This window comes from Pseudomonas sp. S2_B07 (genome assembly GCF_054668435.1).
The window spans coordinates 2,674,642-2,688,459 of the sequence record NZ_CP162769.1; the positions used below are offsets into that span (position 1 = coordinate 2,674,642).

Below are 13,818 nucleotides of genomic sequence, written 5' to 3' on the forward strand. Positions count from 1 at the left end.
CGCTGATCACTCAGCGGCCCTGTTAAATCGGATGTGTTACTGCGCACCTTGCTTGTCGATCAGCGCGGCGAGCATTTCGTACTCTTCGGCCGTCAGATCGGTCAGCGGTGCACGCACAGGACCTGCGTCGTAACCGGCAATTTTTGCCCCGGCCTTGACGATGCTCACCGCGTAGCCGGCTTTGCGGTTACGGATGTCCAGGTAGGGCAGGAAGAAGTCGTCGATGATCTTGCCAACGGTGGCGTGATCTTCGCGAGCGATGGCGTGGTAAAAATCCATCGCGGTTTTCGGGATGAAGTTGAACACCGCCGAGGAGTAAACCGGCACGCCCAGGGCTTTGTAAGCAGCGGCGTAGACTTCAGCGGTCGGCAAACCGCCCAGGTAGCTGAAGCGATCGCCGAGGCGACGACGGATCGACACCATCAGTTCGATATCGCCCAGGCCATCTTTGTAGCCGATCAGGTTCGGGCAGCGCTCGGCCAGACGCTCCAGCAAAGGAGCGGTCAGGCGGCAGACGTTACGGTTGTAAACCACCACGCCGATTTTCACCGATTTGCACACGGCTTCAACGTGGGCGGCAACGCCGTCCTGGCTGGCTTCGGTCAGGTAGTGCGGCAGCAGCAACAGGCCTTTGGCGCCCAGGCGCTCGGCTTCCTGTGCGTACTCGATGGCTTGACGGGTCGAACCGCCCACGCCGGCCAGGATCGGCACGCTGGTTTCGCAGGTGTCGACGGCAGTCTTGATGATTTCCGAATATTCGCTGGCCGCCAGAGAGAAGAACTCACCGGTGCCGCCCGCGGCGAACAACGCCGTGGCGCCGTATGGGGCCAGCCATTCGAGACGCTTGATGTAGCCCGCGCGATGGAAATCGCCCTGAGCATTGAAATCGGTGACCGGGAAAGACAACAGGCCGGAAGAGAGGATGGACTTCAGTTCTTGTGGATTCATTATTCGAACACCCTGAGTAGCAACGTATGTGTGTGAGGAAACCGTTCAGCTTTCGCCGAGTTGTAGGTCATCGTACAACTTAAATAATAACCGTCAACTGCATTTCATCGCCGTCTGCATTTTTATGTAGGAGAGGTTCTGTCCTTGACGTAGGAAATTTCTGGGCTAAGATCGAATTAACTGTATATACATACAGTTAATTTGAAATCTGCCTACGACATATCAAGGAGCTAGAAATGTCAGGTCTACACACTCAATCCCAGGAAAAACCCAAGCAGGTCATTACCGTTCTGGATGATCTTTTCAATGAGCACGGCATTGCCATCAGTGGCCATGAATTGCTGGTGCTGCACTTGGGCATACCTCACAACCACGCGCCTCAACCGTCCGCCTCCCCTTCCGGCAAAGCCTTGAATGGCAAGCCGCCACTGAGGTTCGAGGGGGGTGAACACACGGCTATCGGGGATGGCACCCTGCTGCGTTTCATCAAGGATGCCCCCGCGATCCCGGCCTCACAGGTCGAACTGCATTTGCCCAACGGGCTGGCGCTGACCTATGGCCAGGTTGTTGCGCTGGGCGGTGATTTCTACGGAATTCCCGAGCAACCGATCAGCGAAGGCGCCACCGCTCCGGACCGAGTCCAGCGCTTCTCCAACGCATTCAACTCGCTGGCGGTGCTGCCGGCCGCGAATGCCGAGGCCAAGCTGATCCTCGGGGTCATGCAAAAGGAAATCGCCGCCGTGAAGCAGGCGATCCAGGACGGCAAACAGCCTCACGAGGTCTATGACGCCCTCGGAGATACGTTGTCGGAGGAGTGGAACAAGATCACCGGCGGCGGCAGTTTCGTCTCGGCGCTATTCCCGTTGGGGCGTTATCTGAAACTCGCCGCCAACAATACTGACCACTTTGCCGAAGGGGCACTGGCAGCCTATATCGCCGGCCACACTGCGGCCGTGCAGCAAGCCGTGCTGGCGAAAAACAGTGGTGATGAAAAACAGCTCGAAATCGCCTACGCGATGAATGCGTTTGCCGATCATTACCTGACTGACCTGTTTTCCGCGGGCCACCTGCGTGTACCGCGCAAGCAACTGGCGGCGGTGGTCACACCCAGCGACCTGGGCTCGTTGATCACCCGTTTCATGCACGACGAAGACAGCAAGTTCGGCCTCAATGTGCGTAATGGCAACGCCGATCAATGGCGCGCGTATGGCGACAAACGCTATTTCGACGCGATCGATAGCGCCAATCGCGTGCAGGTCAATCAAGCGGTTCAGCTGTCTGCGGATGAGATCTTCACGGCGTACCTCAGCGGTGTCGCTCCATCGCCCAGCAACTTCAGCGCCTTGAAAAAGCTGCCGGACTTGCAAGCCGCGCTGAACCCGGCCGGCAATTTCTCGCCGCTGTTCAGGGTCGAGGGCAGCAAGGTGCTGCGGCGCAAGGACGTCAACAACCTGAACGACACCGCCACCATCGACGACTGGTGGGGCTGGAGCACTTATTTGCTGCTCAAGGACTACACACCCACCGGCAACGTTGCCTGATAAGGAGATCCATGATGACGATCAAAGTGAAACTGGAACTGGCTTCGGGCCAATCTATGAACGGGGCGCCGTTGGAGTTGTTGTCCAAGGGCGTGGTGATTGCGCGGGCGGTGGTGAATGAACGGGGGGATGTGGTGTTTGATGCCAAGCCTGGGGTGGCTGGATTGGCGGTGAGGGTGGATCGTTCGATCCTGCGTATCAGCTAACTTTTTCATCAGGGCTGAAGGCCCTATCGCGAGCAAGCTCGGCTCCCACAGGTTTTCACAAGACACTGTGGGAGCCGGGCTTGCTCGCGATGGCATTCCAGCAGACAACAGAAAATTGCGACCGGAAAATTAACCCCGCTGCGCCTCAGCCTCTTCATGCGCATGACGCAACCGCTCGCGGCTATTCGTCAGGTGCAAACGCATTGCGGCCCGCGCCGCATCGGAATCCTGACGGGCGATGGCGTCGTAAATCTCTTCGTGTTCACGGCTCAGGCGATTCATGTAGTGCTGCTGGTCGTCATGGGCCAGGCGCGCGGAGTTCAGGCGGGTGCGCGGAATGATGCTGGTGCCGAGGTGGGTCATGATGTCGGTGAAGTAGCGGTTACCGGTCGCCAGCGCGATTTGCAGGTGGAACTGGAAGTCCGAGGCGACCGCATCGCTGGCATGCGAAGCGCTTTCGTTGAGGGCGTCCAGCGCAGCTCTCATCAAACCTAGTTGCTCGTCGCTGCGGCGTTGCGCGGCGAGGCCGGCGGACTCCACTTCGAGGCTGATGCGCAACTCCAGAATCGCCAACACGTCACGCAGAGTGACCACCGTTGCCGGATCGATGCGAAAGCCGCTCGGGCTCGGGGTATCGAGCACGAAGGTGCCGATGCCATGGCGGGTTTCAACCTGCCCGGCCGCCTGCAAACGGGAAATCGCCTCGCGCACCACCGTGCGGCTGACGCCATGAGCATCCATGATCGCCGACTCGGTGGGCAATTTGTCGCCGCGCTTGAGGTGACCGTCGCGGATCTGCTCGGACAGCACCGTCACCAATTCCTGTGCGAGGCTGCGGCGCTTGCGAGGGAGGCGTGGTGCGTCGATCGGGTTTTCCATGGTGAACATCTGTCTCGAAAATTCGGCTGAAACCGCATCATAGCTCAACGCGGTTGTACGATCACCGTCAGCATCCACTATCCCTGTGGGAGCGAGCAAGCTCGCTCCCACAGGGATAGTGGTGTTTATGCGGTCACGGTCTGGTCCACCAAATGGCCGTTCTCGATTCGAACATGCCGTGGGTGGAAACGCTTCAGGCTGCTGCGGTGCCCGACGCTGATGATGCTCAACCCCGGCAACTCGTCGATCAACGCTTGATACAGCGACCCTTCATCCTCTTCATCCATCGCCGAAGTGGCTTCGTCCATGTACAGCCATTGCGGTGCATACAGCAGCGCTCGGGCAAACGCCAAACGTTGCTGTTCACCCGGCGAGAGCATGCGCTGCCAGTGGTTCGCCTCATCCAGACGTGCAACAAGATGCGGCAAACGGCAGGTTTCCAGCACATGGACGTAGCGTTCCTGCGGATAGATATCACCCGCCTGTGGATAACTCAGCGCCTCACGCAAGGTGCCAATCGGCAAGTACGGCTTTTGCGGCAGGAACAGGTAGCGCGCCGACGGCAGACGGATACTGCCGTGGCCGGCTGGCCACAGATGCCCCATCGCGCGCAACAAGGTCGACTTGCCGCTGCCGGAACGGCCGCTGAGCATCACGCGATCGCCCTCTTCCACCGTCAGGTCGGCGTTGGTCAGCAGGTGACGACCGTCCGCCAGATCGAGGCCGAGGTTGTGGATCTTCAGTTCATCGCCCTGATTCTGTACGTCGATGGCCGGTTGGCGCTCTTCGTTGTCGGTCATGGCCTGACGGAAACTCAGCAGACGATCACAGGTGGCACGCCATGAGGCGAGGTCCTGATACGCGCTGATAAACCAGCTGAAACTCTCTTGCACGTTGCCGAACGCCGAGCTGATTTGCATCAGTTCACCGAGTTCGATCTTGCCGGCGAAGTAACGCGGCGCAGCGACCATGAACGGGAAAATGATCGCGGCCTGACTGTAACCGGCGGTGAAGAATGTCAGGCGCTTGGACACTTTCATGATGTCCCAGAAGTTGTGCCAGACCATTCCGAAACGGCTGCTCAAGCGACGATTTTCATTCGGCTCGCCGTTGTACAACGCGATACTTTCGGCATTCTCACGAACCCGGACCATGGAGAAACGCAGGTCGGCTTCGAAGCGTTGTTGTTGGTTGTTCAGGCCGATCAAGCGACGACCGATCAAATGCGTCAGCCAGCTACCGACCACGGCGTAGACCAGTACACACCAGAACATGTAGCCGGGAATGGTAAAACCGAACACTTCAATGCTGCCCGAAACGCCCCACAAAATGATCGAGAACGACACCAGGCTGACGACGTTGCGGATCAGCCCGATGCCCAGGCTCAGGGTGTTGGCCGTAAAGTTGTTGAGGTCTTCGGAAATCCGCTGGTCCGGGTTATCGGTGTAACCGCCCTGCTCCAGCTGGTAGTAGTTTTTGTTGCCGAGCCAGCGGGCAAAGTGTTTCTCCGTCAGCCAGGCTCGCCACCGGATCGTCAGCATCTGCGTCAGGTAGAGCCGGTACACCGCCCCGACAATCGCCACGGCGGCAATCGCGCAGAAATACAGAATCAGCTGCCAGAACGCCGCTTCATCCTTCTTCTGCAAGGCGTTGTAAAAATCCTTGTACCAGGTGTTGAACCACACCGAGATCCCCACGCTGATCAACGACAGGGCAATCACCGCGATCAGCAGCGTCCAGGCCTTGCCCTTCTCTTCACTTTGCCAATAGGGCGTGATGATCGCCCAGACCTTGCGGAAAAACTGCCCGCGCACGGCATCGTTGACCGCGGAATATTCAGCGTTCTGATTCATGGATAAGGCTCGATAAAGAAAAGTACACACACGAACCGATCATAGTTGATCGGCTCGAGTTATCGCGAGGGGTGGCGATGATCGTTCAGCGCCCGTTCAGCGGCGCACCGGACGTTTCTGCAGTTTGCGCTGCAGGGTACGGCGGTGCATGCCCAGGGCGCGGGCCGTGGCCGAGATGTTGCCTTCGTGCTCGGTCAGCACGCGCTGGATGTGCTCCCACTGCAAACGGTCCACCGACATCGGGTTTTCCGGCACCAGGGTGTCGAGGTCGGCGTGCTCGGACAGCAAGGCTGCCAGCACGTCGTCGGCGTCGGCCGGTTTGCACAGGTAATTGCAGGCACCGCGCTTGATCGCCTCGACGGCGGTGGCGATGCTCGAATAACCGGTGAGGATCACCACGCGCATTTCCGGGTCCAGTTCCAGCAGCTTGGGCAGCAAGACCAGGCCCGAGTCGCCGTCCATTTTCAGGTCCAGCGCGGCGTAATCCGGCAGGTCGGCCTGGGCGATGGTCAGGCCTTCTTCGGCAGAGCCGGCGGTGCTGACGCGAAAACCACGGCGGGCCATGGCGCGGGCCATCACGCGGGTAAAGGTTGCATCGTCGTCGACCAACAGCAAATGCGGCAGTTCTTCGCCTTCAACCTGGATATCGTCACTCATGTTCGTCTCCTCGGGCGACACGGGGCAGGCGCAGCTCGGTGAGCGTGCCGCCTTCCTCATGACTGTAGAGTTTCACTGAGCCGCCGGCGCGTGTCACGCTGGCCTTGCTCAAAAACAGGCCCAGGCCGAAACCTTTGCCCTTGGTGGTAAAAAACGGTTTGCCGATCTGTTCGGCGATGGCCAACGGCACACCGGCACCGTGATCGCGGATGCTGATGGTCAGGTCTTCGGCGTTCCAGTCCAGCGTCACCTGCAGCCCTTCAGGGCACGCATCAGCAGCGTTGTTCAGCAAATTCAGCAGCGCCTGGGTCAGGTCCGGTGGCGGTGCCATGCGCGGCACAGTGCCTTGGCCCAGGCGCTGGAAGCGGTAACTGGCTTCCGGGCGCATCAGGTGCCAGCGGTTCAGCGCTTCGTCGAGCCAGTCGGTGACGTCCTGCATTTCCACCGCCAAACGGCGATTGGCCTCGGCGGCGCGCACCAGTTGCTGCAAGGTCTCTTTGCACAGCTTGACCTGATCCTGCAGCACACTCAAATCGTCCTGCAACAACGGGTCGTGGTGGTCCTGGCGCATTTCCTTGAGCAACACGCTCATGGTCGCCAGCGGCGTGCCCAATTCATGCGCCGCGCCGGCGGCTTGCGTCGCTACCGCCAGCAATTGCTGGTCACGCAGACCTTCTTCACGCCGAATCGCCCGCAGCTCTTCCTGACGGCGCAGCTCTTCGGCCATGCGCGCGGCGAAAAACGTAATGACCGCCGCCGCCAGTGCGAAACTCAGCCACATCCCATAGACCTGCAGGTTCTCCCGGGCAATCGGGAAGGTTTGCAGCGGATAGAACCGCGCGAGCAGCAAGGTGTACATCGTCAACGCGATACCCGACAGAATCACCGAATAGCGCCATGGCAACGTCACCGCGGCGATGGTCAGCGGCACCAGGTAATACGAGACGAACGGGTTGGTCGAGCCACCGGAGAAATACAGCAGGGCACTGTGGATAAACAGGTCGCAGGCCAGTTGCAGCGCATATTCCAGCTCGGTGACCGGCCACGTCGTGCGCAGCCGAACCGCGGTAAATGCGCACAACAGCGTCGAGCAACCGAGGGTCATGGCCAGTTGCACCCACGGCAGCGGCAGCAGGTCGAGCCAATAGGCCAACCCGACGGAACCGGCCTGAGCGGCGAGCACTAACGTGCGGATGAACGTCAACCGCCAGAGGTTCTGGCGAGTGGCAGAAGTGATTTGAACGGGGGCGAGCATGAGCTCTCCTGATGAGCGCTCCAGGCGGATCGCACGGAGTATAACCAAGCACGGGGGCTGACAGGCAAAAGTGCGGCAAACGGCCACATGGCAGAAAGTTCTGCGGCGGCTATAAGGCCGCTATCGCGAGCAAGCTCGCTCCCACCTTGAAATGCATTCCCCTGTGGGAGCGTGGCTTGCCCGCGATTGACCGCGAAGCGGTCACCTGTCGCTATCTGTATAGAAGTTGTAACTGTGCGAACCGGATCAATAAAGCTAGAGTCTGATGGTTTCACGCAGGCTCGGACCTGACACCTGCGCATCGCCCAAGGAGCTTTCATGCACACATTGCGCCGCTGCACCGCCCTCCTCGCCCTGAGTGCCGGCACCCTCGCCAGCCTCCCGGCCCTCGCCGCCGACGAGCTGCATTACAACCAGATTTCCCTGCGCGCCGAAGTCAGCCAGGAAGTGGCCCGCGACCTGATGATCGTGACCCTTTATACCGAAGACCAAAACACCGACCCGGCCAAACTCGCCGCCGACGTCAGCACCACCATGAACAAAGCACTGGCCCAGGCCAAACAGGTCAAAGACATCACCCTGCGCCAGGGCAGCCGCAACAGCTACCCGATCTACGACACCAAGGGCCAGAAAATCACCGGCTGGCGTGAACGCGCCGAACTGCGCCTGGAAAGCTCGGACTTCGCCGCCCTGTCGAAACTGACCGGCGAACTGCTCACCGACCTGAAAATGGGCGGCATGGACTTCGCCATCGCCACACCAACACGCAAGGCCAGCGAAGACGCACTGCTTAAAGAAGCCGTGACCGCCTTCAAGGCTCGCGCACAACTGGCGACCGATGCACTGGGTGGCAAGAGCTACAAGATCGTTAACCTGAACCTGAACAGCAACGGTTATCCACAACCGTACATGCGCGCCCCAATGATGATGAAAGCCGCCTCGATGGACGCCGCACCGGTGACACCGGATGTTGAGGCGGGCACCAGTCAGGTCAGCATGACGGCGGATGGCGCGATTGAAGTGTTGATGCCTTGATTTGATAAGACGTACATAAAAACGGCGATCACTGGAGTGAACGCCGTTTTTTTTGCCTGCCAGAAGTTGGGGTAAACCCTTCAATTCTTTGGCGAATGATAGGCCGCCATCGCGAGCAAGCTCGCTCCCACAGTGGATCTACGGTGAGCACAGTATTTGTGTACGACATAAATCCTGTGGGAGCGAGCTTGCTCGCGATGAACGATAACGTGGTCTCTGAACTACTATGCTGGATCGACGTTATCCAGTGCCGGATTCACCGCCAGCTCTGCCAGCATGATGATCTGCTGAATCGCCAACACCGTATTACGCTGCGGGCCGATCAGGTTCGCGGCGAAATCACTGGTCATGACACTGGCGGAGGCCAGTGATTCGCAGGCTTGGGCCAGCAGGCTTTCGGTGTCCATGTTCGGGGCGATCATGTACATCGTGCTGGGACGGCGGGGTTTTTCGGTGTATTGGGATGGGGAATCGAGGTAGTAGTCGAGGGCGCGTTTTATGGCTTCGTGGTCTTTGAGTAGCGTTTCGGCGCGTATGTCTTCGGCTTCGGTTTCGGGGGTGATGGGTGGATCGGGGATTAACTTATCCATGGAAACTCCTACTGGTAACGGGAGCCTTCCCTTCGCCGGATCTCAAGCGGCAAAGAGGTGGCAGCTATGTGCAGAGTGAGATCACCGGTAGTAGGCACCCGGCCAGACCGAAGTCTGCCCGCACACAGCCGCCATAACGCATTTACAGGCAGCAGATAAGCTGGCGCCAATTATGGTGGCATTGGCGCTAGATGAATACTAATAGCCGGGGATCTCACACCCGGTCGCTGATTTTGCAGCGACAGCCAGAGGTTAGAGACAAGGCTTCCTACCCGACAACCTGAAAAATGCGTGGGAAAGCGCTGTGTTTTTTACACATCTTTCAACACGCAAAAATGGAACGCAGAGCGTCCCTGGCGGCATTCCCACGCGGGAGCGTGGGAACGATCAGTCGGCGTACACCCGCCGCTTCTCACCACTCAACAGGCCGAGCGTTAGCTCGCCTACAGCTTTTGATCTTGACGCGCCGCCCCCTCGAGAGGCCGAGTGGAGGTTCTGCGCAGTGGGCAACCCGGCATGGATGCCGGGTTAGCCGCCCCCGGCCATGGATGGCCGATGGCGGCGGGCCCACGGAGCAGGACCGGAGCGAGGGCATGCCGAGCCTGGGCGAGGCACCGAACGAAAGGGGCAAATGCGCTTTGGTTACTTTGGCGCACTTCCAAAGTGACTCGCTGTAAGAGCGAAACCATTAGCGGCCGTTACCGCAGGAATGGATATGTACCCCGCCATCGAAAAAAGGCGCCACCAATAAAAAGCCAAGGTTGCACCCAGTACCACCCATAAACACTCAGCCCATGACCGTGCGCCAACTGTCGCCAATAATGTACTGATTAGACCAACAACCAAGATGTCCACTGACAAACACCTGCCAGTCAAACTGCACCCACCCCCACAACAAACCCGTTAAACAACAAATACCTACCACACGGTCCCAAACTCAACAGCCCCCACGCCCGGCGCAAAATATTCTCAATCCCAAAAAACCACCCACCCAACCCATTCAACCCCCAAAACGTGGGTATAAATAAGTAACACCACGCTCCAACCGGGTGCGCAAGCCCCGCCAATCGCCCCGCCGCGGTGCGCCGGTTGCACCGAAAAAAACCTGCGCAAACGGTCAAATGCGCCTGAATTTATACAAATGCGACATTAAGGTACGTACGTGCCACTGTTTAACGCCTGTGGTCGCTCTGGATCTTGCATTGGGTACGGCCCCTGCATAAGTATCCGCAGGTCGACTCACGAGGTCGTCCTCTAATTCCAAAAATGACAACAATCATGAGGCCACCATGCTTAAACACGCGGTCATTCCGTTTTTAGTCGGCGCCAGCTTGCTAGCTAGCGCACCCTTCGCCCAAGCCGCGACTAACCTGGTGTTCTGCTCCGAAGGGAGCCCGGCCGGTTTCGATCCAGGTCAATACACCACCGGAACCGACTTCGACGCCTCTGCAGAAACCATGTTCAACCGCCTGACCCAGTTCGAGCGCGGCGGCACCGCCGTGATTCCTGGCCTGGCGACCAGCTGGGACATTTCCCCGGACGGCCTGACGTACACCTTCCACCTGCGTGACGGCGTCAAGTTCCACACCACCCCGTACTTCAAGCCGACTCGTGAGTTCAACGCCGACGACGTGCTGTTCACCTTTAATCGCATGATTAACAAGGATGACCCGTTCCGTAAGGCGTACCCGACTGAATTCCCGTACTTCACCGACATGGGGATGGACACCAACATCACCAAGATCGATAAAGTCGACGACAAAACCGTCAAGTTCACGTTGAAAGAAGTGGATGCCGCGTTCATCCAGAACATGGCCATGAGCTTCGCCTCGGTGCAGTCCGCCGAGTACGCAGCCCAGCTGCTGAAAGAAGGCAAAGCGGCAGACATCAACCAGAAGCCGGTCGGCACGGGGCCGTTCGTATTCAAGAGCTACCAGAAAGACTCCAACATCCGCTACACCGGGAACAAGGACTACTGGAAGCCTGACGACGTCAAGATCGACAACCTGATCTTCGCCATCACCACCGACCCGTCGGTGCGTATCCAGAAGCTGAAGAAGGGCGAGTGCCAGATCACTCTGTTCCCACGTCCAGCCGACTTGAAGGCGCTCAAAGAAGACAAGACCCTGAAAGTGCCTGATCAGGCCGGTTTCAACCTGGGTTACATCGCCTACAACGTGATGGACAAGATCAAGGGCAGCGACGAGCCGAACCCGATGGCCCAACTGAAAGTGCGTCAGGCACTGGACATGGCCGTCAACAAGCAGCAGATCATCGACTCGGTTTACCAGGGCGCAGGCCAACTGGCCGTCAACGCCATGCCGCCAACCCAGTGGTCTTACGACACCACCATCAAAGATGCTCCGTACAACCCTGAGAAAGCCAAAGAGCTGCTCAAGGAAGCCGGCATCAAGGAAGGTACCGAGATCAACCTGTGGGCGATGCCGGTACAGCGTCCTTACAACCCGAACGCCAAACTGATGGCTGAAATGCTGCAGTCCGACTGGGCCAAGATCGGCATCAAAGCCAAGATCGTGACCTACGAGTGGGGCGAGTACATCAAGCGCTCCAAAGGCGGCGAAAACGGCGCGATGCTGATTGGCTGGAGCGGCGACAACGGTGACCCGGACAACTGGCTGAACGTGTTGTTCGGCTGCGACTCGCTGCAAGGCAACAACTTCTCCAAGTGGTGCGACAAGAAGTTCGACGGCATCGTTAAAGAAGCCAAGCGCACAACCGACCAGGCCAAGCGCACCGAACTGTACAAACAGGCGCAACACGTCCTCAAAGATGCAGTTCCAATGACACCTATCGCTCACTCGACGGTGTTCCAACCAATGCGCAACGAAGTGCGGGATTTCAAGATCAGTCCGTTTGGCTTGAACTCCTTCTACGGCGTCAGCGTCAGCAAATAAGGTTTTGCAACGGCGACGTTTTTGACGTCGCCGTTGCTTTATCTGCCGAGAAAGCAGGAAAACTCTTACATCCGTTTCCTCCGCGTACTACGGCGGTGGAGTCGGACGCGTTGCCATTTCCTACGAGTCTTTAGGACTCTACGCATTTACTGCCAGATCCACGGCTCATACCGTCGGGTTCTGACCAGCTCATGCGTGGGCTCTCGGTTATTGCTGAAAGGCATGGTTTGAAGTCAGTGATCCTCCACGTCCCAGGACGGGACGGCGGCTCATTGTCAAAACACTCGTGATTACAAGAGGGAGCGTCATGCGCCATTCCTTGGTTTTATCCGCATTACTGGGCACCGGCCTGTTGGCCGCCACATCCATCCAGGCCGCCAATAACAGCCTGGTGTTCTGCTCTGAAGGCAGCCCCGCCGGTTTCGACACGGCGCAGTACACCACTGCGACCGATAACGACGCCGCCGAGCCGCTGTACAACCGTTTGGCAGAGTTTGAAAAAGGCGCGACCAATGTCGTACCGGGCCTGGCCACTCATTGGGATATTTCCGAAGACGGCCTCAAGTACACCTTTCACCTGCGCGAAGGGGTGAAGTTTCATACCACGCCCTACTTCACGCCGACCCGCGACTTCAATGCCGATGACGTGCTGTTCACGTTTAATCGCATGCTCGACCCGCAACACCCTTTCCGTAAGGCTTATCCGACCGAGTTCCCGTATTTCAACGGGATGAGCCTGAACAAGAACATCGCCAAGGTCGAAAAGACCGGGCCGCTGACCGTGGTCATGACGCTCAACAGCGTCGACGCCGCGTTCATCCAGAACATCGCCATGAGCTTCGCCGCCATCCTGTCCGCCGAATACGCCGACAAGTTGCTGGCCGTTGGCAAACCGAGCGACATCAACCAGAAGCCGATCGGCACTGGCCCGTTTGTGTTCAAGAGTTACCAGAAAGACTCCAACATCCGTTACACCGGCAACAAGCAGTACTGGGACCCGAGCCGGGTCAAGCTCGACAACCTGATTTTCGCCATCAACACCGACGCCTCGGTGCGGGTGCAGAAACTCAAGGCCAACGAGTGCCAGATCACCCTGCACCCTCGCCCTGCCGACGTGTCCGCGCTGAAGCACGACGAAAAACTCAAGCTCATCGAGAAGCCAGGTTTCAACCTCGGTTACATCGCCTACAACGTTCGGCACAAGCCTTTCGACCAGCTCGAAGTGCGACAGGCGCTGGACATGGCGGTGAACAAGCAAAGCATTCTCAACGCCGTCTACCAGGGTGCCGGGCAGTTGGCCGTCAATGCCATGCCGCCGACCCAATGGTCGTACGACGAAACGATCAAAGACGCCGCCTACAACCCGGAAAAAGCCAGGGAATTGCTCAAGGCTGCCGGCGTGAAGGAAGGCACTGAAATCACCCTGTGGGCGATGCCCGTTCAACGCCCTTACAACCCGAACGCCAAGTTGATGGCCGAAATGCTCCAGGCTGACTGGGCAAAAATCGGCCTCAAAGTGAAGATCGTCAGCTATGAATGGGGCGAGTACATCAAGCGCACCAAGAATGGCGAGCACGACATCAGCCTGATCGGCTGGACCGGGGACAATGGGGACCCGGACAACTGGCTCGGCACGCTTTACAGCTGCGACGCCATTGGCGGCAACAACTACTCCATGTGGTGTGATCCGGCTTACGACAAGCTGGTCAAGCAGGCCAAGGTCGTCACCGACCGCGACCAACGCACCATCCTGTACAAACAGGCGCAGCAGTACCTCAAACAGCAGGTGCCGATCACGCCAGTCGCCCACTCGACGGTTAACCAGCCGTTAAGCGCCAAAGTCGAAGGGTTCAAAGTCAGCCCCTTCGGCCGCAACGTGTTCTCGGGCGTCAGTATCGACCAATAACCGATTAGCCAGAACGCTGGGGGCGTATTACGC

General features: G+C 58.5%; 11 protein-coding genes. 5 read left to right on the forward strand and 6 right to left on the reverse strand.

Going from position 1 to position 13,818, the window contains the following annotated elements; translation table 11 throughout:
* Positions 1 to 36: 36 nt before the first annotated feature.
* Entirely contained in the window at positions 37 to 948 is a 912-nt protein-coding gene (gene kdgD, locus AB4N43_RS12440) for a 5-dehydro-4-deoxyglucarate dehydratase (protein ID WP_027924508.1), read from the reverse strand.
* Between the two features lie 236 nt (positions 949 to 1,184).
* On the opposite strand from kdgD, the gene AB4N43_RS12445 reads away from it, so the two are divergent.
* Together AB4N43_RS12445 and AB4N43_RS12450 are read left to right on the forward strand one after the other, a co-directional pair.
* Positions 1,185 to 2,489 (forward strand): phospholipase, encoded by a 1,305-nt coding sequence (locus AB4N43_RS12445; RefSeq protein ID WP_460154101.1) that lies wholly within the window; start codon positions 1,185 to 1,187, stop codon positions 2,487 to 2,489.
* 14 nt (positions 2,490 to 2,503) lie between these two features.
* Positions 2,504 to 2,695 (forward strand): hypothetical protein, encoded by a 192-nt coding sequence (locus AB4N43_RS12450; protein WP_027924506.1) that lies wholly within the window; start codon positions 2,504 to 2,506, stop codon positions 2,693 to 2,695.
* Between the two features lie 129 nt (positions 2,696 to 2,824).
* Here the strand turns inward: AB4N43_RS12450 and AB4N43_RS12455 are convergent, their stop codons facing one another.
* From AB4N43_RS12455 to AB4N43_RS12470, 4 genes are all read right to left on the reverse strand, one after another.
* Complete coding sequence (locus AB4N43_RS12455; RefSeq protein ID WP_027924505.1) at positions 2,825 to 3,574, reverse strand: FadR/GntR family transcriptional regulator; 750 nt, start codon at positions 3,572 to 3,574, stop codon at positions 2,825 to 2,827.
* 125 nt (positions 3,575 to 3,699) lie between these two features.
* A complete protein-coding gene (locus tag AB4N43_RS12460) occupies positions 3,700 to 5,427 on the reverse strand; it encodes an ABC transporter ATP-binding protein/permease (protein WP_027924504.1) in 1,728 nt (575 codons plus the stop codon).
* 96 nt (positions 5,428 to 5,523) lie between these two features.
* Positions 5,524 to 6,084 (reverse strand): response regulator transcription factor, encoded by a 561-nt coding sequence (locus AB4N43_RS12465; protein WP_027924503.1) that lies wholly within the window; start codon positions 6,082 to 6,084, stop codon positions 5,524 to 5,526.
* Positions 6,077 to 7,339 carry an ATP-binding protein gene (locus AB4N43_RS12470; protein WP_027924502.1) on the reverse strand — a complete coding sequence of 421 codons (1,263 nt, stop codon included), beginning with the start codon at positions 7,337 to 7,339 and terminating at the stop codon, positions 6,077 to 6,079. Before AB4N43_RS12470 ends, AB4N43_RS12465 begins: the two co-directional genes overlap by 8 nt.
* Before the next feature lie 318 nt (positions 7,340 to 7,657).
* Here AB4N43_RS12470 and AB4N43_RS12475 point away from each other — a divergent pair, with 318 nt between their 5' ends.
* Entirely contained in the window at positions 7,658 to 8,374 is a 717-nt protein-coding gene (locus AB4N43_RS12475) for an SIMPL domain-containing protein (protein WP_027924500.1), read from the forward strand.
* 224 nt (positions 8,375 to 8,598) lie between these two features.
* Here AB4N43_RS12475 and AB4N43_RS12480 read toward each other — a convergent pair whose 3' ends face one another.
* Positions 8,599 to 8,964, reverse strand: coding sequence for a DUF6124 family protein (locus AB4N43_RS12480; protein WP_460154102.1), 366 nt, complete (start codon positions 8,962 to 8,964; stop codon positions 8,599 to 8,601).
* Between the two features lie 1,289 nt (positions 8,965 to 10,253).
* Here AB4N43_RS12480 and AB4N43_RS12485 point away from each other — a divergent pair.
* Both AB4N43_RS12485 and AB4N43_RS12490 read left to right on the forward strand, forming a co-directional pair.
* On the forward strand, positions 10,254 to 11,879 hold the full coding sequence (locus tag AB4N43_RS12485) for an ABC transporter substrate-binding protein (protein WP_027924498.1): 1,626 nt from the start codon (positions 10,254 to 10,256) through the stop codon (positions 11,877 to 11,879).
* A 307-nt stretch (positions 11,880 to 12,186) separates the two neighbouring features.
* Positions 12,187 to 13,785, forward strand: coding sequence for an ABC transporter substrate-binding protein (locus tag AB4N43_RS12490; RefSeq protein ID WP_460154103.1), 1,599 nt, complete (start codon positions 12,187 to 12,189; stop codon positions 13,783 to 13,785).
* The last annotated feature ends 33 nt before the right edge of the window (positions 13,786 to 13,818 follow it).

Coding starts and splice junctions, on each gene's coding strand:
- kdgD (WP_027924508.1), bottom strand. CDS start 948: ATGAATCCACAAGAACTGAAGTCCATCCTCTCTTCCGGCCTGTTGTCT.
- AB4N43_RS12445 (WP_460154101.1), top strand. CDS start 1,185: ATGTCAGGTCTACACACTCAATCCCAGGAAAAACCCAAGCAGGTCATT.
- AB4N43_RS12450 (WP_027924506.1), top strand. CDS start 2,504: ATGACGATCAAAGTGAAACTGGAACTGGCTTCGGGCCAATCTATGAAC.
- AB4N43_RS12455 (WP_027924505.1), bottom strand. CDS start 3,574: ATGGAAAACCCGATCGACGCACCACGCCTCCCTCGCAAGCGCCGCAGC.
- AB4N43_RS12460 (WP_027924504.1), bottom strand. CDS start 5,427: ATGAATCAGAACGCTGAATATTCCGCGGTCAACGATGCCGTGCGCGGG.
- AB4N43_RS12465 (WP_027924503.1), bottom strand. CDS start 6,084: ATGAGTGACGATATCCAGGTTGAAGGCGAAGAACTGCCGCATTTGCTG.
- AB4N43_RS12470 (WP_027924502.1), bottom strand. CDS start 7,339: ATGCTCGCCCCCGTTCAAATCACTTCTGCCACTCGCCAGAACCTCTGG.
- AB4N43_RS12475 (WP_027924500.1), top strand. CDS start 7,658: ATGCACACATTGCGCCGCTGCACCGCCCTCCTCGCCCTGAGTGCCGGC.
- AB4N43_RS12480 (WP_460154102.1), bottom strand. CDS start 8,964: ATGGATAAGTTAATCCCCGATCCACCCATCACCCCCGAAACCGAAGCC.
- AB4N43_RS12485 (WP_027924498.1), top strand. CDS start 10,254: ATGCTTAAACACGCGGTCATTCCGTTTTTAGTCGGCGCCAGCTTGCTA.
- AB4N43_RS12490 (WP_460154103.1), top strand. CDS start 12,187: ATGCGCCATTCCTTGGTTTTATCCGCATTACTGGGCACCGGCCTGTTG.